This window comes from Pseudomonas pichavaramensis (assembly GCF_050473265.1).
In the GTDB taxonomy this organism is placed as follows: Bacteria; Pseudomonadota; Gammaproteobacteria; order Pseudomonadales; family Pseudomonadaceae; genus Aquipseudomonas.
On record NZ_JBJKFJ010000001.1, the window covers coordinates 747318 to 769642 of the forward strand.

At 58.6% G+C, this 22325-nt stretch carries 20 protein-coding genes; 6 read left to right on the forward strand and 14 right to left on the reverse strand.

Going from position 1 to position 22325, the window contains the following annotated elements; all coding sequences use genetic code 11:
• Positions 1–27: 27 nt before the first annotated feature.
• The 7 genes from ACJRW5_RS03380 to ACJRW5_RS03410 form a co-directional block, all read right to left on the reverse strand.
• Entirely contained in the window at positions 28–486 is a 459-nt protein-coding gene (locus tag ACJRW5_RS03380; protein WP_484569106.1) for a type IV pilin protein, read from the reverse strand.
• The gene (locus ACJRW5_RS03385) at positions 486–4286 is read right to left on the reverse strand and encodes a pilus assembly protein (protein ID WP_484569107.1); all 3801 of its coding nucleotides are present in this window, start codon (positions 4284–4286) and stop codon (positions 486–488) included. Before ACJRW5_RS03385 ends, ACJRW5_RS03380 begins: the two co-directional genes overlap by 1 nt.
• A 38-nt stretch (positions 4287–4324) precedes the next feature.
• On the reverse strand, positions 4325–4804 hold the full coding sequence (locus tag ACJRW5_RS03390; RefSeq protein WP_484569108.1) for a pilus assembly PilX family protein: 480 nt from the start codon (positions 4802–4804) through the stop codon (positions 4325–4327).
• Positions 4801–5835: a PilW family protein gene (locus ACJRW5_RS03395; RefSeq protein WP_484569109.1), complete on the reverse strand. Its 1035-nt coding sequence runs from the start codon at positions 5833–5835 to the stop codon at positions 4801–4803. The genes ACJRW5_RS03390 and ACJRW5_RS03395 overlap by 4 nt, the downstream gene beginning before the upstream one ends.
• A complete protein-coding gene (gene pilV, locus ACJRW5_RS03400) occupies positions 5832–6293 on the reverse strand; it encodes a type IV pilus modification protein PilV (RefSeq protein ID WP_484569110.1) in 462 nt (153 codons plus the stop codon). Before pilV ends, ACJRW5_RS03395 begins: the two co-directional genes overlap by 4 nt.
• Positions 6290–6778, reverse strand: coding sequence for a GspH/FimT family pseudopilin (locus ACJRW5_RS03405; protein WP_484569111.1), 489 nt, complete (start codon positions 6776–6778; stop codon positions 6290–6292). The genes pilV and ACJRW5_RS03405 overlap by 4 nt, the downstream gene beginning before the upstream one ends.
• Positions 6779–6874: 96 nt before the next feature.
• Complete coding sequence (locus tag ACJRW5_RS03410) at positions 6875–7396, reverse strand: GspH/FimT family pseudopilin (protein ID WP_484569112.1); 522 nt, start codon at positions 7394–7396, stop codon at positions 6875–6877.
• Positions 7397–7505: 109 nt separating this feature from the next.
• On the opposite strand from ACJRW5_RS03410, the gene thiO reads away from it, so the two are divergent.
• Positions 7506–8603 carry a glycine oxidase ThiO gene (gene thiO / locus ACJRW5_RS03415; RefSeq protein ID WP_484569113.1) on the forward strand — a complete coding sequence of 366 codons (1098 nt, stop codon included), beginning with the start codon at positions 7506–7508 and terminating at the stop codon, positions 8601–8603.
• A 75-nt stretch (positions 8604–8678) separates the two neighbouring features.
• Here the strand turns inward: thiO and ACJRW5_RS03420 are convergent, their stop codons facing one another.
• The 4 genes from ACJRW5_RS03420 to ACJRW5_RS03435 all read right to left on the reverse strand — a co-directional run bounded on the left by ACJRW5_RS03420 (position 8679) and on the right by ACJRW5_RS03435 (position 12972).
• The gene (locus tag ACJRW5_RS03420) at positions 8679–10019 is read right to left on the reverse strand and encodes a sigma-54-dependent transcriptional regulator (RefSeq protein ID WP_484569114.1); all 1341 of its coding nucleotides are present in this window, start codon (positions 10017–10019) and stop codon (positions 8679–8681) included.
• Between the two features lie 2 nt (positions 10020–10021).
• Positions 10022–11614 (reverse strand): sensor histidine kinase, encoded by a 1593-nt coding sequence (locus ACJRW5_RS03425; RefSeq protein WP_484569115.1) that lies wholly within the window; start codon positions 11612–11614, stop codon positions 10022–10024.
• On the reverse strand, positions 11604–11840 hold the full coding sequence (locus tag ACJRW5_RS03430; RefSeq protein ID WP_484569116.1) for a PP0621 family protein: 237 nt from the start codon (positions 11838–11840) through the stop codon (positions 11604–11606). Before ACJRW5_RS03430 ends, ACJRW5_RS03425 begins: the two co-directional genes overlap by 11 nt.
• A gap of 139 nt (positions 11841–11979) precedes the next feature.
• Positions 11980–12972, reverse strand: a complete 993-nt coding sequence (locus ACJRW5_RS03435; protein WP_484569117.1) for an outer membrane protein assembly factor BamD — start codon at positions 12970–12972, stop codon at positions 11980–11982.
• A 138-nt stretch (positions 12973–13110) separates the two neighbouring features.
• Between ACJRW5_RS03435 and rluD the strand changes: the two genes are divergently transcribed.
• The 4 genes from rluD to ACJRW5_RS03455 all read left to right on the forward strand — a co-directional run bounded on the left by rluD (position 13111) and on the right by ACJRW5_RS03455 (position 16826).
• The gene (gene rluD / locus ACJRW5_RS03440) at positions 13111–14085 is read left to right on the forward strand and encodes a 23S rRNA pseudouridine(1911/1915/1917) synthase RluD (protein WP_484569118.1); all 975 of its coding nucleotides are present in this window, start codon (positions 13111–13113) and stop codon (positions 14083–14085) included.
• The gene (gene pgeF / locus ACJRW5_RS03445) at positions 14082–14813 is read left to right on the forward strand and encodes a peptidoglycan editing factor PgeF (RefSeq protein ID WP_484569119.1); all 732 of its coding nucleotides are present in this window, start codon (positions 14082–14084) and stop codon (positions 14811–14813) included. The genes rluD and pgeF overlap by 4 nt, the downstream gene beginning before the upstream one ends.
• A 285-nt stretch (positions 14814–15098) precedes the next feature.
• A complete protein-coding gene (locus ACJRW5_RS03450) occupies positions 15099–15692 on the forward strand; it encodes a TetR/AcrR family transcriptional regulator (protein WP_484569120.1) in 594 nt (197 codons plus the stop codon).
• 24 nt (positions 15693–15716) lie between these two features.
• Positions 15717–16826 (forward strand): NADH:flavin oxidoreductase, encoded by a 1110-nt coding sequence (locus ACJRW5_RS03455; RefSeq protein WP_484569121.1) that lies wholly within the window; start codon positions 15717–15719, stop codon positions 16824–16826.
• Between the two features lie 148 nt (positions 16827–16974).
• Here the strand turns inward: ACJRW5_RS03455 and ACJRW5_RS03460 are convergent, their stop codons facing one another.
• The 3 genes from ACJRW5_RS03460 to ACJRW5_RS03470 form a co-directional block, all read right to left on the reverse strand.
• On the reverse strand, positions 16975–18186 hold the full coding sequence (locus ACJRW5_RS03460) for a glycosyltransferase family 4 protein (RefSeq protein ID WP_484569122.1): 1212 nt from the start codon (positions 18184–18186) through the stop codon (positions 16975–16977).
• A 110-nt stretch (positions 18187–18296) separates the two neighbouring features.
• Positions 18297–19049, reverse strand: a complete 753-nt coding sequence (cysZ, locus tag ACJRW5_RS03465) for a sulfate transporter CysZ (protein WP_484569123.1) — start codon at positions 19047–19049, stop codon at positions 18297–18299.
• 68 nt (positions 19050–19117) lie between these two features.
• Positions 19118–21088 (reverse strand): sensor domain-containing diguanylate cyclase, encoded by a 1971-nt coding sequence (locus ACJRW5_RS03470; protein ID WP_484569124.1) that lies wholly within the window; start codon positions 21086–21088, stop codon positions 19118–19120.
• A gap of 238 nt (positions 21089–21326) precedes the next feature.
• Here ACJRW5_RS03470 and trxB point away from each other — a divergent pair, with 238 nt between their 5' ends.
• On the forward strand, positions 21327–22274 hold the full coding sequence (gene trxB, locus ACJRW5_RS03475) for a thioredoxin-disulfide reductase (protein WP_484569125.1): 948 nt from the start codon (positions 21327–21329) through the stop codon (positions 22272–22274).
• Positions 22275–22325 lie beyond the last annotated feature (51 nt).

The following is a 22325-nucleotide window of genomic DNA, read 5'->3' on the forward strand; positions in this document are numbered from 1 at the left end:
GTCGGCGTAGCCGACCTTTTTTATATCTTAACGCCGCCAGCAGTCTGCAAGTGTTGCGCCGTCAGCTTGGCCCTTCGCTCCTGTATTGCTCAACGTCAAGGTTCCGCAGCTATCGCTTGCCATGGAGCCCTTCGGAGTTGCCTCAAGTATATAGCTATTTGCTGTGGGGGTATTTTCAGCAAACGCGAGGTCGTAAGACTTATTTCCTCCATCTTTTGGCGCCTCACCGAAGGGGAGGTCTGGCGCACTATCATCCGATTTCAGATATCTACCGTTGGCTGTGTAGAACCTCTCCATGAACTGCGAGAGCTCCATCAACGCCGCTTGAGCATCGGCGCGCTTGGTTTTGCGGACGTGTTCCTGATAAGACGGGTAAGCAATGGCGGCAATGATGCCGATGATTGCCACCACAATCATTACTTCGATCAGAGTGAAGCCTGAAGTCCTGCGACCAAGACTAGAGCTGCCCGTAAGTTTACCAAGCATCAGTTATTCCTCACTTCACGCCATGAGTGGCGACCAAAACGCTGTGATCCTGCAACAGGTATACATTGAGGTGTGCCGCCGCTAGAGTCGGCAAAGCACAGCCATTTGTAGAGAGTGCTCACGCCTTTGATAACACCATCATCATCATCTGAGATACCTGACCACGGAATGTTGTCATTGCCGGCGCTAAATGTATCGTCGTTATCCAGTTTACCGTCGCCGCTTGTGTCAAAGTAGACATAGTTCAAGCGCGAGCCGCTCGACAGGTTCATGGCCATGATAAAGCTCGTACCCCCGGCTGCGCAGGGATCGGCTGAAGGTGTCATGGTGGTGAAGATCACTCGATCGGTACGCAGCGTTGCTTTGGCAATAACCCGCTCGCCTTTGGCGCCAGTTGCACCTGTACCTTCCAGCCAGCCGAGATCAAGATACCAGCCAGTCTCAGTAGTTAATGCGTTATTCGTAATCGCACGGACATTATTCCCATTTACAGTATCTTCTTTGATTACTGCTTGTTTAAGCAGGGAGCCTCGACCATCGATAGGTGCTCCCCTGTCAATGATACCGTAAAAGGTATCGACTGAAGGGTCGTCCGGTATTTCATTATCTCCGATTTGGTAGAAACTACCAGTACCGAACAATACCATATGTTCATTCTTATCATTGAATGCTGATGATAGTGGTGCAGTGATTGCTTGACGGTTACCACTACTGTCCTTAGCAATAAAAAGTGGGTTATTTCCTAGGCTGTTAGGAGTGTCCCAGCTGGATGGGTTGCTGCCGTTGAGATCGATTCTCCAGAGGTTTCCTAATGTATCTGCTACATAGACACGGTCTGCGACCATATCGAAATTAGTGTCTGAAGCTAAAGGCGAGCCCAAATTTCCAGTAGTTGGCAAGGTGATTTGGCGAATAATACTGCCATCAGCTGCATCGAGAATCCAAAGTTTTCCATTGGTCGGTGCGCTATCGTGATACCCGCTGCTGACGATAACACCAAATTTTTCGTTAGGAAGGGCGACCAGTGCCGGTTGTCCCATGGTGTAACCCATATCAGGATGGCTGAACTCCCACATAACCTTGCTGGCGTTCATGCTGCTGGGATCTGTAATGTCTAGTGCGAAAACGCTTTTGCCTCCGGCGCCAGTAGTGCCGACTACCATGGTCTTCCAGCCGTTTATATAAACGTCGGAGACGCGTGGTGTGCCATCAACATAATAACGATGAGAGTAAGCAGGATCCGTCAGATTAATCAGATTCCTAAAAACGCTGTTGGGCACATAGGCGAAGAGTTCATCGCCGCCATTAGTCTCGGAACTATTGCCGACGCGCGCGTCGAATCCGTGCAGCATGCCGTCGTTGGCGCCCACGATCACCATGGGGGTGCGGTTCTGATAACTGCTACCTGAGCGGAAATTGATATAGGCCGAACCGATTGAGCCATTATTCCAGCTCAAGCGCGAGTAGCCAAAGTCCTGTTTATGGATGAACTGTGGGTCAGAGTTCACGATGTCGCCCAGAAGACTGCCGCGTTGCCGGAACGGCTTAGTGCGGTCGTCAGTGGTGATTTCGAACGTTCGGTCACCACGTAAGTAAGACAACCTATTAGCGCCGTTTATATTGCCGGTATCAGTTGGTCGGGTCAGCAAGTCTTGCAGGCTGCTGGGAAGACTACCCCAGTCGAAATTGATACCGCTGCTGGCTATAAGCTCGTCAGAGGAGCCAGCTATGGTGGCTGGAGTGATAGTGAATATGTTTCGGGAACTCTGGTTGTCGAGTTTTGCTGCTGCCTTCCAGGCTTCATCAGCCTCTACCGTGCCATCGTTACTCACGCGCCGAGCTAACAGGTCGCCACTCCAATAACGGTTGTCTAGGAGAGACTGAAATACCGCGGTATCTGTTTCGAGGCGGGTAGAGTTGGTAGCCAAAGAGGCCGTAGTGCTTTGAACTTCCTTTGAAATTTGTGCAAACGCTCTTCTCAAACTTTCCACCATATTGGTGGCGTCACTGGCGACGAAAAAATTATCGGGGCGTGGGTCGTTTGTAGAGAGCATATCGGTGGTGGTTCTCCACCAGTCCACTTCAAGTGGATCTGTGCGTTCGTATGGGTTGCCAAAGTCTTCTGGTACCTTAAAACCACCATATTTGGCTGCTAGCCAATACTGATTCCGAGCGCGGCCTGCCAAGGTTCCGCCTTCACGGACATCGACCCAGTAGGTAGACACGGTCTGGTCGCCAGCAAAGTCTGGACGAATGTCTTTTGTATTTGCATCGTAGGCAAGACCAACCATGTATGCAGAGTTGTTGCGCCCAGTAAACTCTGTGTTTATCGTAATGCCCTCAAGTTGTGCAACTTTTTGGGTGGCTGTTACGACGTTAATAGTGTTGTCAGCACTTACCTCTGCTGGTCTCGCGGGCTCCTCGGACATATTGGTATTTCCGGGTAGATTCTTGTCTCGGTGGGTATTGACGTCACCGATACCAAGCAGCACATTTTTCTGGCAAGCATATTGAATGGGATCATTCCAGTTGGTGATTACAGGGAAGTTGTCGTGCCAGCGATCCAGTGTGGAATTACTTGGGTTGGGATTGTGAGCCGGGCTAGCAGTGGTGTACGCTGCAACATTACCTTGGTTCTTGAAGTAGCGTATCGCGGTATAATACAGCTCGCTTACAGGGTCGTAATATTTGTGTGTATTGGTGTTGAGTTCGCCAAATTTATTAAGATAATTTATTACGCCGCTGTTGCTGATTGTTCTTCCCAATGCGCTGGTGATGTTTTCAGGGTTTTGGATGAAGATGCCAGTGTTTGCGTCCCACTCGGGGCGGGCTGCATCGGGGCCAATAAATTTTTGCTGTGCTCTTAATACCCCGCCGTCTCGGCGTATATTGTCATCGTTAAGGTAGCCGAAAACGCTGTAGCGTAGCGTCGCAGAGTTTTGCTGAAGCAATCCGACAGGTTTGTACTGCCCATTTGGATAGCGCTCGCAGTTGGCTTCTAGGCCTTTGCTCGGATCACATACCTTGACTCGTATTCTTACCCGGTAGACACTTTTTACCTGATTGGTGCCTGAGGGAGTGTATGCGGTACGTAGTCTATTGTTGTCCCATTGGGCAGAGTTATTCGGGGTATAGGGAACCCATTCCTGGGTTTTTTCTCCAGTCGAACCTCCGCCTCCTATGCCATCGTTCCAGTTCGAGAAGAGCATATCTGTCCCCATGCCTTGGAGACGAATGTAAAAGTTGGTCCAGTCACTCTTTACGGGTGTGGCTCCAGTGATATCTGTAGCATCGATTCTGCCTTGGCCATCGGTCATGCGATTACCAAAAGTGTCTTCACCCGTATGGCGAGCTTTCTGTAGAACTGTTTGTGCGGTTGTGTCTATAACTCGATAGCCACCGGTGAGCGCGCTGCGAAATGGATCGATGGTTGGTGTTGCAGCCCAGTTGAGGAAGTTTCCACTCCATTGTCTATTGCCAGAACAAGTATGGTTCGAAGCATTAGTGTCAGGTACGAACCATTCATTGGTCTGATCGTAGACATAGCACTTGGCAGAGTTGAAGTAGCCTACATATGTATTGGCGGGTATGTACCTTCCGGTATTTGCCACAGAAATTACTGTTGGATACTCGACTGAGGGCACTAGTGCTAGATTTCCTGGCACGCCGCCGCCCCCTAGTAGTAGAGGTGTTTGGGAAATTTCGGCATGGCTAGGTGTTGCCGCAAACGCAATGCACATTGAGATGATGAAGCTGGCTTTGGCTTTTACTATATTTGAAATGGTATGGCTGGAGTTCATGACAGGGCTCCGTGGGTAAAATGATCGGCAATAGCGTCTTATTGCTCGACCAAAAAGGTGGAGCGAAGTTGTGTTTGTGATGTGGGGGCGTTATCGTCGTTAACATTGAGGCCGTAACCGTCAGACTCAACGCGGACTATGGCTCCTTCTTCATCGATAGGAGCGCCTGCTTCGGTACTGGTTCTAATCTTTGCTAGCAGGGTAATGGTGTACTCCGGGTCCTTGCTTGTCCCTGGGAAGTCATCGTAGCTGCCAGTAAGGTCTGCCGTTTCTAGGCTGCTAAGTGTACCGTCCAGAAACTTTGAGGTTACTTCTTCTTCACCTTTGCGTAGCGCGGCCTCCGATGCCTGTAGTGACAGGTTGCTGTCACGCATGTTGCTAGCCATGTTTTCTTGTAAGGACGTGCCGCGCATGCTGCTTAATCCAATGATTGTTAGTAAGAGAAGCATGATCAATGCGACGATCAAGACAGCTCCACGTTGATGCTTTGGTTTTCTAACAACTGCGATGTGGTTCATGGCAGGCGGTTCCGAACACCGATGGTGGTAGAAAATACTTGAGCCAGGCGGCGGTTTGCTATGGTGACGTCAGCACCATTGAATGCGATAACCTGATCTTCGCTGACAACGTTGGTATCTGGGCTGACGACTAGTAGCTCGATACGAACTGAGACCACATTGTCCCAATTGCTTACTTCGCCAGCATCAATGTAATCGGTGACCTGTCTGTTGATACCAGCAATGCCGTAGGTGATTTGCATGTCTTGGATCCCGTCTACGAGCTCCTCAGATATGAAATTTGAAGTGGTGCCAGAGACCTGTAAGCGCTTTCGAGCTAGCGATGGTGGTCGACCATTGTTCTCTTGCAAATAATAAATTGCATTTTGAAGCGTCAATATTTCCATCTCTCCGGTGTAATTATGGCTCCAGTATTCTTTGTCTGGTCCGCCGGGTGGGTTTTTATTGCCCGGAGTTACATTGCCTCCGCTCTGTTGTAGAACATTGGCACTGTCGTCGGTGGTGTTCTGGAATATGTCACAACCCAGTGCGTCTGAGACGAGAGTTATGGTGCCTGCTGGAATACCAGTCCCGTTGGTGCCGCTTTGTTCTGGGTCTACGTCGATTCTAGGTTGGCCGGTATCGTTACCACCATCAGCAACGAAGTCTCCCAGTCCGGTGGCGAGCTTCAGAAGTAATACATCTGTGTTTTCTACTACGTTCTGCTCATCGAGGTGAGAGGGGGCTTCGTTATCCCAACCTTCTATCGGATCGTTCAAGTCAAAAAGATCGTCTGAGGTGTCCAACATATTATTGGGCTCCCCCATGCATTGGCCTTTATAGCCGGCATTGCGTATGTCATATGTCAAGAAATCTATAGCAAATCTGCCGCTTTCTTGGACGCGAGAAAGTGCGTTGTTCGTGCTGTAAGTTTGTTTGCTGGATAGGAAGATTTGTAGGACGCCAGCTATCAGTAGCAAGCTGAGAGTAATGGCAATCATCAACTCAACCAGTGAGAGACCGGACTGTTTGTTTGGGAGGGTACGAGTCATATTTCCGTCCGGTAGGTAAACACTTCTGGATCACTTGCTGCAGCATCACTTTTAGCGATGCGTCCGCGGTTGTCGTTCCAGCGCACGTGGATTATCACCATCGAGCCGTCTTTCTCTACTTTGCCGGTGCCTTCCGGTAGTTTGAGCGCGAGGTTGTTGAGCCATTCGGCTATATCTTTCGCCGCCTGTGTACCAGTTACAGAGTTAGTGCTGGATGAAGTTGGGTAATCGATCAGGTAATCGTTGGTCAAGGCTTGCGTACGGTTAGCCCGCATGCGGTCGGCCAAGTCATAGGCCAAGAGGGTTGCTTGTGAGCGCTGATAGGCACTGTGGTTACTCTGGACGCTTGTAACTTGTAGGCCGGCCAGACCTAGCAATCCGATGGATAAAACGACCACTGCAATAAGGACCTCTATCAGGGTCGCTCCCTTTTGATGTCTGGGATGCTTGTTGGTCATTCGCAGGCGCCTTTTTCTAGGGTGGTGCTGCCGGTTGCACTTACAGATAGGGTTCGCTTCTGTTGGCCGGTGCAGTTGGAGTGTGTGACGGTCCAATCTTCATCAGTGCCCGGCGCTGCGGTTGTCATACCGTTGCTTCTGAAAATGATTCCGGTGTTTGGTCCTGTCACCACAACCCCCTGTACAGGATCCCAAACCTTGAGAACGTCATTTCCAGTCATCATCAACCACCCACCAGCCCAGTTCGTACCGTTTTCACAGTCGTCGTGGTCGGCATTGCTGCGACAAATGGCGACATTCGCACGACGTTTTACTGCTTCGGACCGAGCAAGCTGCAGTGCGCCCTGAAGCTCATTAGTCAGGGCGGATAGGCGGTTCTCCTGCAGCATATTGCTAAATGAGGGTGCAGCAAGGCTGATGACTACTGCCAGCACGGCGAGAGTAACCATGAGTTCTATCAAGGTGAACGCTCTTGAGTAATGCATGACCGATTCCGGAATTGTCGATCAGCAGAGCATTGCAGGGCTTCTTTTCAAGATGAAGCACACGGAGACATTTGGTCGCTTCGTCGGGCTGAACGGCTATCCTCCGCACCTTTGTGGATCGGCTTGGTCGCTCGATTTGGCCCTGCCTGTGATGTTGATCACGATACCGCGAATCGCGCTATCGCCATCGCAAAGGGTAAACGTACCGTTTAGGCTGTGGGTCATTCCATTTGGGCGAAAGCTCAGGTAAGAACGCCTGCGAAAATTTGTCCACTCCCAACTGTGGCGCGGATCGATATCCACGACCTTTAAAAGCAGGTCTCTGTTATTGAAGCTTCCATTTCCGTCGATATCGATGAATATTAAAAGTTTGCCCTGCCAGCGGCGGGAGTCGACGCAGGTATTCTCTCCAGAGCATATGCTTATCATCGTTCCGGTACGAATCGCCATGCCTCGAGCGTAGTTGATGCTGCTATGTAACTGGTTGATTTCGCTCACGTGCCGGTTTCTCTGTAGCATGCTGCTAACTGAGGGAGTGACGAAAGCCAGCAATATGGCGAGAACACTCAGCGTGATGAGTAGTTCCGGCAACGTTTGAGCACGTTGATGATGATTCATGGCAAGCATTCTTTTGCACTATTGATCATTGTCATCCTGACCTTTTCTGGTTTAGCTCAGGCTAGCGAAGTGTCAAGTCCTTGATATTCATATTTCCAGAGGGGTAGGTGTGGATCGTTTCTTGATTGTTGGCGGAGGTGCAATTGGTTTGCTGTCTGCCTTGATTTTGGCCAGGTCTGGACGAGCCGTCTCCCTTTTGGAAATAAGCTCGCTAGGCCGCGAATCCTCTTGGGCTGGCGGAGGTATCGTTTCGCCACTCTATCCCTGGCGCTACAGCTCTGCGGTCAGTGCGTTGGCGCACTGGTCTCAGGATTACTATCCGGGGTTCGGGCGTCGACTGCTGGACGAGACCGGGATCGACCCCGAAGTGCATGTCACCGGTTTGTACTGGCTTGATCTGGATGATGAGGCTGAGGCACTGGCCTGGGCCGGGCGGCAAGGGCGCCCTCTGGATGCAGTGGCCATGGACCAGGTGTATCGCCAGGTTCCGGTGCTGGGTGAGGGCTTCGGTTGTGCCATTCATATGCCGGGTGTAGCTAACGTGCGTAACCCGCGCTTGGTCAAGGCGTTGCACGCGGCTCTGGACGCAATGCCGAACGTGGAGCTGCGCGAACAGTGCCCGGTTACGGGGTTTATCCAGGAAGGTGGGCAGGTACGCGGAGTGACCACCGCAGACGGCGAGATTCGTGCTGATCGCGTGGTGCTGGCCGCCGGTGCCTGGAGTGGCGAGCTGCTCAAGACGCTTGGTCTGCAATTGCCAGTCGAACCGGTAAAGGGCCAGATGATTCTGTACAAGTGCGCAGAAGACTTTCTGCCGAGCATGGTGCTGGCCAAGGGGCGTTATGCGATCCCGCGGCGCGACGGGCATATTCTGGTTGGCAGCACGTTGGAATATGCCGGTTTCGACAAGACGCCGACCGACGATGCGCTTGGGAGCTTAAAGGCATCTGCAGAGGAGTTACTGCCTGCACTCAGGGATGCCGAGGTCGTCGGGCATTGGGCCGGGTTGCGACCGGGCTCGCCGGAGGGCATTCCCTTTATTGGGGAGTTGCCTTCGCATCCAGGCCTGTGGCTCAACTGCGGACATTTCCGCAACGGCCTGGTGCTGGCACCTGCGTCCTGCCAATTGCTGGCCGATCTGATACTTGGGCGTGAGCCGATCATCGAGCCCGCTCCCTACGCGCCAGTGGGGCGTCTGCAGCTTTAGGCTGGGAGTCGCGCTTCGCAGAGCGAAGCACTGGCGCGTTGCGGGCCGTGCCGAATGCTTCGCCTCAGGGGACGCTCAGTCGATGCCGAGTTTTTTCAGGCGGTAACGCATCGAGCGGAAGGTGAGGCCCAGGCGCTGTGCCGCTGCGGTGCGGTTCCAGCGGGTTTCCTCGAGCGCTTGCATGATCAGCTTGCGCTCGATGCCCTCCAGGTAGTCTTCAAGGTTGTCGATCTGCGCCAGGCTGGTTTCACCATTGTCGTTGCCCGGCCCGCTGGTGTCCGCCAGGCGCAGGTCTGCCGGGCTGATCTGATCGTCTTCACACAGCGTATATGCGCGTTCCAGCATGTTCTCCAGCTCGCGCACGTTGCCGGGGAAACGATAGTTCTTCAGTTTTTCCAGGGCATCGGGTTGCAGCTTCGCCGCGGCCAGGCCAGTGCCTTCGGCCAGGCGTGCGAGCATGACGTCGGCCAGTTGCGCAATGTCTTCACGGCGTTCACGTAGCGACGGTACGCGCAGTTCGATGACGTTGAGGCGGTAATAGAGGTCCTGACGGAAGCGGCCGGCCGCGACTTCGGCGGCAAGGTCCTTGTGCGTGGCGCAAAGAATGCGCACATCGACCACGACTTCCTGCTGTCCGCCGACGGCGCGTACGGCTTTCTCTTGAATCGCACGCAGCAGTTTGACCTGCATCGGCAGGGGCAGGTCAGCCACCTCGTCGAGGAACAGGGTCCCGCCGTTGGCCGCCTGGAACAGGCCCTGTTTGTCTTCGATGGCGCCGGTGAAGCTGCCTTTCTTGTGACCGAAGAACTCGCTTTCCATCAGTTCGGAAGGGATGGCGCCGCAGTTGACTGGCACGAACGGCTGCTCGACGCGTGGTCCCTGTTCGTGAATCAGGCGGGCGACCAGCTCCTTGCCGCTGCCGGACTCGCCGCTGATGTACACCGGCGCCTGGCTGCGGGAGAGCTTCTGGATCTGTTTGCGTAGCGATTTCATCGGTGGAGAGTCGCCCAGCAGGCGACTGTCGACCGGCGCCTCGTCACCTTCGGGAGAGCGAATGCGCAATGCCGCGGCGACCAGCTCACGCAGGCGAGCGAGGTCCACCGGCTTGGTGACGAAGTCGAAGGCACCGGCCTTGAGCGCGTTGATCGCGGTATCCAGGCTGCCGTAGGCGGTGATCATCGCCACCGGTACTTGCGGGTGACGCTGCTGGATATGCTGAACCAGATCGAGACCAGTACCGTCCGGCAGGCGCATGTCGGTGAGGCACAGATCGAAGGGCTCACGTGCCAGCCACTCGCGCGCCTCCTTGACGTTACGGGCGCTGCGGGTGTCCAGCTTCATCCGCCCGAGGGTGATTTCCAGTAGCTCGCGGATATCGGGTTCGTCGTCAACGATCAGGGCTCTCTGGCGGGTCATGGTCAGCTCAGTTTGCGCGGATGGGCGAAGGTGATGCGGAAGCAACTGCCACCACTTTCGCGGGGTTTGTAGTCGAGACGGGCCTGATTGCTCTGGCACAGCTCACGGGAAATATACAGGCCGAGCCCGGTACCCTTGTTTTCGGTGGTGTAGAAGGGCTCGAAGATATGTTGCTCCTGCTCAACGGGCACGCCAGGGCCGTCGTCGAGAACCTCCAGTACCGGCAGATCGCTCTTCTCGTCACGGAACAGGCGTAGCCAGACCTGACCAAGCCTGTGTTGCTGGGCACTGTAGCGCAGCCCGTTCTGCACCAGGTTGGTCAGTACCTGAGTCAGCTGGTGCGGGTCCATGCGTGTCTGCAGGCTGCCGCTCTGGGTTTCCAGATGAACCTGCCGGTCGGCTGGCGCCGAGCTGCGGAATTCGCTGGCGAAGCGGTGCAGCCAGTATTTCAGGTCGAGCAGCTGTGGTTCGGCCTGGCGTCGACGTGACAGCTGCAGGACGTTCTCGATCACCAGGTTCATGCGTTTGGAGTGGTCCTGGATGATCTGCGTCAGGCGCAGGTCAGGCCCCTGCAGATCCTCAGACTCCTGCAGCAGTTGCGCGGCATGGCTGATGGCGCCGAGCGGGTTGCGAATCTCGTGGGCGATGCCTGCGGTCAGGCGGCCGAGTGAGGCCAGCTTGAGCTGTTGTGCCTGCTGCGCGATCTGCGAGATGTCGTCGAGAAACACCAGCGTGTGCTGCTGATCGCCACGTTGCAGGGAAATGAAGCTGGGTTGCAGCACGGGGCCGTCGACCTGTGCCTGCAGACTGTCCGGGCGCAGGGTCGGATTGTGCAGCCACTGCTGCAGGCGTTTGAGCAGTTCGGGGCAGTGCGGGTCGATGATCTTGCCGCTGAGTTCGCCGCGCCCAAGCAGCTTCGTCGCGCCCTGGTTCGCCAGCAGTACCCGGTGTTGGGTGTCCAGTACCAGGATGCCGGTGCGCATGCGCTGGATGATCTGTTCGTTGAGCTCTTCCAGGTTGGCGACGTCGGCCGCGCGTTGTTCGGCCAGGCTCTCGCTCAATTGCAGGCGGCGGGTGATGCCCTGGATGAACAGTGCACCGGCAAAGCACAGGGCGCCGAGGGCACCGGCTTGCACGTACTGTGCGACGGCAGCAGGGCGGCTGAGGCTGAGGTAGAAGGTCAGGTAGATCAGTGCGATGGCCGCTATTGCGGCGATCAGCAGGCCGATGCGCCCGCGTAGCAGGATGTTGGCGATCGCCACGGCAACCACCAGCAGGTTGCCGATGCCACTTGGCGTGCCGCCGGCCGCATAGAACAGGCCGGAGAGGAAGATCACATCCACCAGCGCCAGGCTGAACAACTGCACCAGGTGCTTGGGTTTCTGTACCAGCACGGCGATGAAGATGTTCAGGATCAGATAGATCCAGCTGGCGGTACGAAACAGACCGATATGCACGACGTCCAGCAACTGCTCATCGAGATTGCTGGAAATGAGCAGCACCAGCGCCAGGCCGATGATCAGGCGATAGAAATGATAGAGCCGCAGGATGCGCCGCCCCTGGGCGCCGCCCTGTACGTCTATATCAGCGGTCACCTGTACGCGAGCCTTGTTCGAGGTGAGCCTGGCTGCAGTACCACTGCTGATCCTGGCTCAAGGCCTGGGTCTTGGGGATGTGTACCCCGCAGTGAGCGCAGCGCACCATTGGCGCCGCGGCATCCTCGCGGGTGCGAGTCGTTCGGGGTTTGCTGATGAAGCGGCGCCAGATCCAGATTGCGGCAAAGATGATCGCGATCCAGAACAGCAGGCGAAACAGGCCCATGTCGTGCTCTTTTGTTCGTTTGAAAGCGGCAGTTTAGCCAAGCTGAAGGCATCGGCACAGTGGCTGGGTGACAGCCTGTGCGTTGTTTCCGGGCAATAAAAAGGGAGGCCGTGGCCTCCCTTGTTGCGTGACCTGGCGGTCAGTCGAACAGACCGAAGGTCAGATAGCTCCAGAACGAGCGTTTTTTCTCGGTTTCGCCGGTCTTGGCGTCCTGCTGCAGCTCGCGTGGAATCTGCTGTTCGGCCTCTTCGTACTGGCGGATCACATCCTGGCTGGCGCGGGTTTCGCCCGGCGGCAGCGGGGTGTCGGTTTCGATCAGGCCGAGGGTGGCTTTGGCCAGCCAGGAGCGGTTGTCGGCTTCTTCCTCGCGCGGTACGAACTCGCCGCTTTCCAGGCTTGGGTGATCCGGGTAGTTGAGCTTGAGGGTTTCCAGGCTGGCAGCGGCCAGGTCGTCCAGAGACAGGCGCTGATAGGCCTCGGTCATGATCGCCAGGCCGTCACCGACCGACGGGGTTTCCTGGAAGTTTTCCACGACGTAGCGGCCGCGGTTGGCAGCAGCGACATAGGCCTGACGGGTCAGGTAGTAGTGGGCAACGTGCACTTCGTAGGCCGCCAGCAGGTTGCGCAGGTAGATCATGCGTTGCTTGGCATCCGGTGCGTAACGGCTGGTCGGATAGCGGCTGGTGAGCTGGGCGAACTCGTTGTAAGAGTCGCGGGCGGCACCCGGATCACGCTTGGTCATGTCCAGCGGCAGGAAGCGCGCCAGCAGGCCGCGGTCCTGATCGAACGAAGCCAGGCCCTTGAGGTAGTAGGCGTAATCGACGTTGGCATGTTGCGGGTGCAGGCGGATGAAACGCTCGGCCGAAGACTTGGCGGCTTCCGGCTCGGCATTCTTGTAGTAGGCGTAGATCAGCTCGAGTTGCGCCTGTTCGGCGTAGCGACCGAACGGATAGCGCGACTCCAACGCTTTCAGCTTGGAAATGGCCTGGGTATAGCTGCGGTTGTCCAGGTCGGCTTGAGCCTGCTGGTACAGCTCCACCTCGCTGAGGTTTTCATCGACCTCCGGCTGCTTGGAGGAGCAGGCGGCGGTAAGGGCGAGGATGGCGATCAGCAGCAGGTGTTTCACTTGCATGGCGGCTTGCGTCCCTGTGACGGCCGCGGGGCCGTCCTGTTATGATGAGCGCCCCCGGAAAACCCTGGGGCAAAGACGCCGTATTTAACCACAAGCCTGACGCCGAAACCAAAGGCCAGGCTCCCGCCGTTGCCGAACATGACTTCTATAGACAAACAGCTGATCCAACTCCAGGCCGTCGTCCCCTTCGAACAGGGCGGCCAACGCCTCGACCAGGTGGCTGCGCAGCTGTTTGGCGAGTACTCCCGTTCGCGTCTGTCCACCTGGATCAAGGAAGGACGTCTGACTGTCGATGGCGCCGTGGCACGTCCGCGTGACACCGTGCATGCCGGCTCGAACCTGGTGCTCGATGCCGAGCAGGAGGCCCAGGGCGAGTGGGTGGCGCAGGACATCGAGCTGAACATCGTCTATGAGGACGAACACCTGCTGGTGATCGACAAACCGGCTGGATTGGTGGTCCACCCGGCCGCCGGGCACGCCGATGGCACCCTGCTCAATGCCCTGTTGCACCACGTGCCGGATATCGTCAACGTGCCGCGCGCCGGCATCGTTCACCGTCTGGACAAGGACACCACCGGACTGATGGTGGTAGCCAAGACTCTGCAAGCGCAGACCAACCTGGTCGAACAACTGCAGAAGCGCACCGTCAGTCGTATCTACGAGTGCATCAGCGTGGGTGTGATCACCGCCGGCGGCACCATCGATGCGCCTATCGGTCGCAGTTCCAGCCAGCGTCAGCGTATGGCGGTGACTGATGGCGGCAAACCGGCGATTACCCACTATCGGGTGCTGGAGCGCTACCGCTCGCACACCCATGTGCGGGTCAAGCTGGAAACCGGACGCACGCACCAGATTCGTGTGCACATGAGCCACGTCGGCTATCCGCTGGTGGGCGATCCGGTTTACGCCGGGCGCTTCCGTATCCCACCTGCCGCCAGCCAGAGCCTGGTGCAGAGCCTGAAGGAGTTCCCGCGTCAGGCCCTGCATGCGCGCTTTCTCGAGCTCGATCATCCGGCCACTGGCAAGCGCATGAAGTGGGAGTCGCCGTTGCCGGATGACTTGGTCTGGCTGCTCACCCTGCTGCGTCAGGATCGTGAGGCCTTCGTCGGGTGAGCGCGCACGACTGGCTGACGCCCGACTGGCCTGCGCCGGCTAACGTAAGGAGCTGCGTCACCACCCGTAGTGGCGGCGTCAGCGCGGCGCCGTTCGATACCTTCAACCTGGGCGATCATGTCGATGACGACCCGGCTGCTGTGGCGAGCAACCGTGCCCATCTGGTCGATGTGCTCGGTTGCCAGCCAGCCTGGCTGCGCCAGGTGCACGGCATCGCCGTGGCGCCAGCCGATCCTGCCGTGGTCATCGAAGCCGACGGCAACTGGACGGCCACGCCCGGTATCGCCTGCACGGCTATGACTGCCGATTGCCTGCCGGCGCTGTTCTGCGATCGCGCAGGTAGCCGTGTTGCCGCGGCCCATGCCGGCTGGCGCGGCCTGGCCGGCGGCGTGCTGGAGGCCGCCGTGTGGGCGCTGGATATCGCGCCACAGGAACTGCTGGTGTGGCTCGGCCCGGCCATCGGGCCAGCGGCGTTCGAAGTGGGCGCCGAGGTACGTGAGGCCTTCGTGCGCCAGCATGACGAGGCGGCCGGTGCATTCCTGCCCAGCGTCAACGCCGGCAAGTTCATGGCCGATATCTACCAGTTGGCGCGCATTCGTCTGGCGGCAATTGGCGTCAACGCGGTCTTCGGCGGCGGGCTGTGTACCTATAACGATCCACGCTTCTATTCTTATCGGCGCAGCCCCCGCACCGGGCGCTTCGCTTCGCTGATCTGGCTGCAGCCCTGAGCCTGAGGTTAGATCACGCGGTCCACCAGAACAGTGCCGTCCAGTCCTTATGCTCGCCCGGCCAATAGCAGCCAGATCGCCCCGAGCGAGCTGTAGGAGCGGCTTTAGCCGCGATGCGTTTCGCGGCTGAAGCCGCTCCTACAGATTTGAGTGGATCACGCCCCGTCGATGAGCGTGGTATCGGCTTCGGAAGGGGCTTCTCATCCAATTACTCTGTTCTAGCTCTTAATCACCATCATCAATAGTGCTGTTTCGGGCGAGACGACCGGTCATATGCTCGGCGCCATGAACAGCATTCGACTCGACAAGCGCGACCTGATCCTGAGCAAAGGCTCGGCGGTGATGACCCGTCGCGGCTATCACGGTACCGGCGTGCTGGAGATCGTCCAGGCGGCCGGGATCCCTAAGGGCAGCTTCTATCACTATTTCGCCAGCAAGGAAGACTTTGCCTTGCAGGCGCTGGCGTTTATCTACCGTCCGCGTCTGCAGCGTTACGCCCAGGCATTGAACGACCCGGCACTGAGCCCGCGTGCGCGCATCCTCGGCTATTACCGCGAGCTGCTGGCGCATTTCGCCCGTCAGGAAACGCCGCAGTATCACTGCTTCATCGGCAGCCTGAGTTTCGAAATGAGCGAGATGCTGCCAGCCATCGGCGCCGAGGTTGCTGCTATCCAGCAGGCCTCGGTGGATATCCTGCGTGATTGCCTGGCACAAGCGCAGGCAGCCGGTGAGCTACCTGTCGATGAGGACTGCAGCAATCTCGCCACCTTTATCAGCGACGCCTGGCAGGGCGTGCTGGCGCGTCTCAAGGTAGGCCGCAGTCTGCAGCCGCTGGACGCTTTCGTCACCCGCCTGGAGCGCTTGCTGCAGGCCTGCTAACCATCAAATCCCAGAGGAAAGATCATGAGCGCTCCCGTTCAAGCCCTGTTCGCCCCGTTTCGCCTCGGTAACCTGGAGCTGCCGACCCGTGTGGTCATGGCGCCGATGACCCGCTCCTTCTCGCCGGGCGGTGTGCCCAATGCCAAGGTCGTCGAGTACTACCGGCGCCGGGCTGCGGCGGGTGTGGGCCTGATCGTCACCGAAGGCACCACCGTCGGTCATAAGGCTGCCAATGGCTACCCGAACGTGCCGCGTTTCTACGGTGAGGACGCGCTGGCCGGCTGGAAACAGGTGGTCGATGCGGTACACGCCGAGGGCGGCAAGATCGTCCCGCAGCTCTGGCACGTCGGTAACGTGCGCCGCCTGGGCACCGAGCCGGATGCCAGCGTGCCCGGCTATGGCCCGATGGAGAAGGTCAAGGACGGCCAGGTGGTGGTGCACGGCATGACTCAGGCCGATATCGACGAAGTGATTGCCGCCTTCGCCCAGGCTGCGCGTGATGCCAAGGCCATCGGCATGGATGGCGTGGAGATCCACGGTGCCCACGGTTACCTGATCGACCAGTTCTTCTGGGAGGGCAGCAACCAGCGCACCGATGGCTACGGCGGTGATCTGGCCGCGCGTTCGCGTTTCGCCATCGAGCTGATCCAGGCCGTGCGCGCGGCGGTCGGCCCGAATTTCCCGATCATTCTGCGTTTCTCGCAGTGGAAGCAGCAGGACTACAGCGCACGTCTGGTGCAGACCCCGGAAGCACTGGAGGCCTTCCTCAAGCCGCTGTCCGAGGCCGGCGTGGATATCTTCCATTGCTCGACCCGTCGATTCTGGGAGCCTGAGTTCGAAGGCAGCGATCTCAACCTGGCGGGTTGGACGCGTCAGCTCACTGGCAAGCCGACCATCACCGTCGGCAGTGTCGGCCTGGATGGCGAGTTCCTGCAGTTCATGGTCAAGACCGACAAGGTGGCGGCGCCGGCCAGCATCGAGAACCTGCTCGAGCGCCTGAACAAGGAGGAGTTCGACCTGGTGGCTGTAGGCCGTGCGCTGCTGGTCGACCCGGACTGGGCGCTGAAGGTGCGTGAAGGTCGCGAGCAGGACATCCTGCCGTTCAGCCGGGATGCGCTGACCACGCTGGTCTGAGGTGCGCCGATTATAGGGCGCGCCGCGTGGCCCTTTTCGGCAGTTGCCGGTGCGCACGGCGCACCCTACGGACTCTGACCTGATCAGGCTTCGTGGTGCAGGCGTCGCCCCTCGTGGCGCGGCTCCTGCAGCCATGCGCTTGCCTGGATCACCCGCCTTTGTTGAGCATCTTGCTGCGCATTGCATCCGCTGTGGCGACTTCGCAGTCCTGAGGTTCTGGCCGCATGACGCTGCGCAAGTGTTGTTCGAACTGCGTCACGATGCCGTCCCATCCAAGGTGACTGGCGTGGCGACGGGCATTGAGGCGGATGCGACGGAGAGTCTCCCCATCTTCAAGCAGTTCACAGGCGGCTTCGCAGAATCCAGCTTCATCGGCCGGGCGGGCAAGCATGCCGTTGTGGCCGTGGTGAATGTGCTGGGCAGCGGCGGCCTGGTCGAATGCCACCACCCCCAGACTCGAGGCCAGTGCCTCGAGCACGACGTTGCCGAAAGTCTCCGACAGGCTGGGAAACAGGAACAGATCGCCGCAAGCGTAGTGCGTGGCTAACGCCTCGCCACGCTGCAAGCCGCAGAACAGGGCGTCAGGCAGTTGCTCCTGAAGGCTGCCGCGTAGCGGGCCATCTCCTACCAGGATCAGGCGCATACGTCGCTCTGGCTGAGCCTTTTGCAGTGCCTGATAGGCCTTCACCAGCAGGCTCAGGTTCTTTTCCGCCGCCAGCCGGCCAACATGCAGTACGGCCAGGTCGTCAGGCCCCAGGCCCCAGCTTTCGCGCAGGGCGTCACTGCGCTTGCGGGGGTGAAAAAGCTGACTGTCGACGCCACGGGCGAGCAGGGCCAGTCGTTCGAAGTCGCGACGTTCCAACTCGACCTTTTGCCCGCTGCTCGGCACCAGAGTCATCTGCGTGCGGTTGTGGAACCAGCGCAGATAGTTGGTCATCGCCCGGGTCAGCAGGCCGACGCCGTAGTGGCCGGTGTACTGCTGGAAATTGGTGTGAAAGCCGCTGATAACCGGAATGGCCAGGCGCCTGGCTGCGCGCAGGGCAGAAAGCCCCAGTGGCCCTTCGGTGGCGATGTAGAGCACATCCGGGCGCTGCCTCTTCCAGCGGCGCAGCAGCTTGTGCAGTGAGGACTGGCCCCATTGCAGGCCTGGATACCCCGGTAGCGGCCAGCCTCGCGTAAGTAGCAGATCGGCCTCGGCTACCGCTGCTGGATCGGTGTCCTGCCGCGGGCGTATCAGTTGTACGCGATGGCCGCGGCAGCGCAAACCATCGACCAGACGACCGAGGGTGTTGGCGACGCCATTGATTTCCGGCGGGAAGGTTTCGCTGATCAGCGCTATGTGCAGAGAAGATACGTTCATGCACGCAGTCTCTGCTCAGGTCATGTAGTGGATATGACGCTTTGGTTGCGCTTGTGTGTCAGGCGCGCGGGGCGTGCCCTAGCACGCGCACGCCAGTCCGCTCGCCAGGTTCAGCGTTCTGCCAGTGGCTGCTCGCCGCGTTCGCGGACCCAGAACAGCGTGGCCCCTGCCACCGCCGCCGGCATCATCAGAATGTTCAGCCCCGGCACCAGCAATGCGGCGTAGGTGATGCCGCCGAAGCTCAGGCTCTGCCAGCGTTTCTCGCGCAACCAGGCAAGCATGTCCTGCCAGCTCATCTTGTTGTTGTCGGCGGGGTAGTCGATGTACTGGATCGCCATCATCCAGACACCGAACAACAGCCACAGTGGCGCAGCTATCAGGTTCACCACCGGGATGAAACTGAGAATCAGCAGGCCAATGGCGCGGGGCAGGAAGTAGCCCAGCTTGCGCATCTCGCGGCCCATGGTCCGTGGCACCATCGCGGCCAGCTCAGCCCAGCTGAAGGGGGGGAAGTGGTCCTTGCCGCGCGCTACCACTTCCACCTTCTCCGCGAGAAAACCGTTGAACGGCGCGGCGATGATATTGGCCAGCATGGTGAAGGTGAAGAACACCATCAGCAGCACCAGCACCACGAACAACGGCCAGAGAATGTACTGCAGAAAGCTCAACCAGCTCGGCAGGCTGGGCATGAAGGTATCGACCCAGCCGCTGAACTGCTGCACGGCGAAGCCAATCATGGTGGCGAACAGGATCAGGTTGACCGCCAGCGGTAACAACACGAACAGGCGCAGGCCGGGGCTCAGAATCAGTTTCAGGCCTTCACGCAGGTATTGCGGGCCGGACAGTACAGGAACGGCTGGCATGGAAGACTCCAGAATGATGAATGAGCGCGACCATACCGATTTCAGTGCGGGGGTGAAAGTTCAGTGGCTCACTCCTGGGGTGCGCTCTGCGCAATCTGCGCCATCACGATGTGGTTGCGTTGCCGCTTGGCCAGATACATGGCGCTGTCGGCCGCTTTGATCAGTGTGGTCGGATCCTGGCCGTTGACCGGGCAGAGGGCGATGCCGATGCTCGGTGTGACGAAGTCGATGCAGTGGCCGGCGATTTCGAAGGGCTTCTGCAGGGCGCTGATCAGGCGTTCGCCGACGACCTGCGCGGTCTCGACGCAGGTGTCGGCAACCAGCAGGGTGAATTCATCGCCACCAAGGCGGTAGAGGCGGTCCGGCTGGCGCAGTGCGTGTTGCAGACGCAGGGCGATGGCTCGCAGTAATTCGTCGCCGACATCATGGCCAAAATGGTCATTGACCTGCTTGAAGTGGTCCAGATCGATGAAGAACAGCGCCAGCTGGGTGCTCTGGTTCAGAGCGTTGGCAACCTCCTGGCGCAACTGCTCGAGAAATGCCTTGCGGTTGCCAAGACCGGTCAGCGTGTCGTGGTAGGCCAGGGTGTGCAGCTTGCGCTGTTGCGAGGCTTGCGCGCTGACATCGCGGAGAATGCCACGATAGCCAGCGAACTGGCCGTCGCTGCCATGAATGACCGACAGGCGCGCCTCGAAGTCGCCAAGGCTGCGATTCTTGCGGCGCAGTGGCGTGGTGAGGGTGCGCAGGCTGATGTCGTCGCGGGCATTGTGGAAATACTGCAAAGCCTTTGCGATATGGATACGCAGCAGCAGCCGGGTGAACGGGCTGCCCAGCAGTTCCTCGCTGCTGTAACCGAGCAGCTTGCTCATGGCGCTGTTGACCCGCTGGAAGCAGCCGTTCTCGTCCACCTCGAAGTAGCCATCCTGGATCGACTCGAGAATGGCACGGTCACGCTCCTCGCTCTGTTCCAGGCGCTCGAGCATACGATTCAGGGCGCTGCCCAACTGGCCCAGTTCATCGCGGCCCAGGTCCGTAAGCCTTGGCAGTCTGTCCTGGTCGCCGATACCGTCGACTTCACGGTTGAGCGCTTCGAGACGCCTGAGCAGCCAGAATTCGAGGCCAGCATAGACCGCCACTGCCGCACCGAGGACGATGGAAAAACTGATTGCCAGGAAGAAGTGCAGGGCGTCACGTCCGCCGCTGTAACTGCTGCGCTGCGTGGTAATGCGCAGTGCCAGTTCCGGTGCGTGCTGGTGAGTGTCGAGCTGCAGTATCAGGCGCTGGCGATTGTCCGGCAGCAACTGTCGCGGGCTGATCTTGACGCTGAGTGCCTCGCTGCCATGTTCGTGCTGCCAGCCTTCTGTGTCTGCTGGCGCCGGAAGGAATTCGACTTCGCCGGTGAACTGATGGCCCAGCGTTGCCATGCGTGAAGGGTTGAAGAAACGCCCGGCGACAAAGGTGCCTGCGGCCGGTGCTTCGCCCCCGTTGTTGCTGATAGCGCTGCTCAAAAGCAGCACTGGCACACCGCGAATCAACAGGAACTGGGCGGTCGTGAACTCGGGGTCGCCATTCGGGCTGAGGATGCCCATCTGCGCGCTGCGCGTGTACAGCTCGCTGCGCAGGTCGGCGCGGGTCTGGGCCTCGGCTGAGCCCAGTAGCAGGAGGTCGTCGGTGTCCAGCTGAGCCCAACGCTCGAGCAGCAGGCGGCCTTGGGCGTCGAACATGGCCATGAAGTCGAAGTCGTAGTTCTCCAGTTCGGCTGCATCGAGATCCTGTTGCAGATACTGGTCCAGCGGGCTGCGGGCCAGGGCGACGTCATAACTCTGGTCCCACCAGCCGTAGCTGCGCAGCAGCTGTGAAGCCTGCTCGATATGATCGAGCAGGATGTGCTGTGCCTTGCTGGCTGCATCCCAGAGCGCCTGTTGGTCCTGCTGGTCGAAGCGGCGTAGCAGCAGTTGGTCCGACAGGAGCTGAACGATCAGAAGGGTCGCTACCAGCAACGGCGCAAAGAGTGAGAACAGGCGTTTGCGCAGGCTCATCAGGGCTTCGTCCTCGTCGCTACCGCCTCAGTATAGTGAGGACCTGGCTCGTTGCCGGGGCGATAGGCGCTCTCTATCCGAGGGATTGGCGATGGGTATTTCCGCCGTCGCAAGCTGGCCGATAGTCTGAGGCCACTTTCTTTTTTGCGGGGCTTTCAGTCTTTACAAGCCTTCCCCTAGCGCTTCGAAAGTCCCGTTTTTATTGCTGCCGGCGCGACGAGCCGGCAAGGAGTTGCAGATGTCTGCCGTTCGTCACGCCCGCGTCATCATCCTGGGCTCGGGACCCGCCGGCTACAGCGCCGCCGTGTACGCCGCACGCGCCAACCTCAAGCCGCTGCTGATCACGGGCATCCAGGCTGGTGGGCAGCTGACCACCACCACCGAGGTGGATAACTGGCCAGGCGACCCTCATGGCCTGACCGGCCCGGTCCTGATGCAGCGCATGCAGGAGCATGCCGAGCGCTTCGAGACGGAGGTGGTCTTCGACCACATCAACGCCGTCGATCTGGCCGGCAAGCCCTTCACCCTGGTGGGTGACAGTGCCACCTACAGTTGCGACGCGCTGATCATCGCTACCGGCGCCAGTGCACGTTATCTGGGGCTGCCCAGCGAAGAGGCGTTCATGGGGCGCGGTGTTTCGGCGTGCGCGACCTGCGATGGCTTCTTCTACCGCGGTCGTGAGGTGGCGGTAGTCGGCGGTGGCAATACCGCCGTCGAGGAGGCGCTGTATCTGGCCAATATCGCCAGCAAGGTGACGCTGATCCACCGCCGCGAGACCTTCCGTGCCGAGAAAATCCTGCAGGACAAACTGCGTGCGCGTATTGCCGAGGGCAAGATCGAGTTGCAGCTCAATGCTGAAGTCGACGAAGTACTGGGCGATGCCAGCGGTGTCACCGGTGTACGTCTCAAGCAGTACGGCGGGGCCTATCGCGAGCTGAAGGTGGACGGCTTGTTCGTCGCCATTGGCCATACGCCCAATACCAGGCTCTTCGAAGGTCAGTTGACGCTGAAGGATGGCTACCTGGTGGTCGACGGCGGTCGTGAGGGCAATGCCACCGCAACCAATATCCCCGGCGTATTCGCCGCCGGAGACGTGGCCGATTCGGTCTATCGTCAGGCGATCACTTCGGCCGGTGCTGGCTGCATGGCGGCGTTGGATGTGGAGCGCTATCTCGACGGGCTTTGAGTCCTGTTGTGGATCAAGCCCTGTTATCGCGAGATGACGGGGCTTTTTATT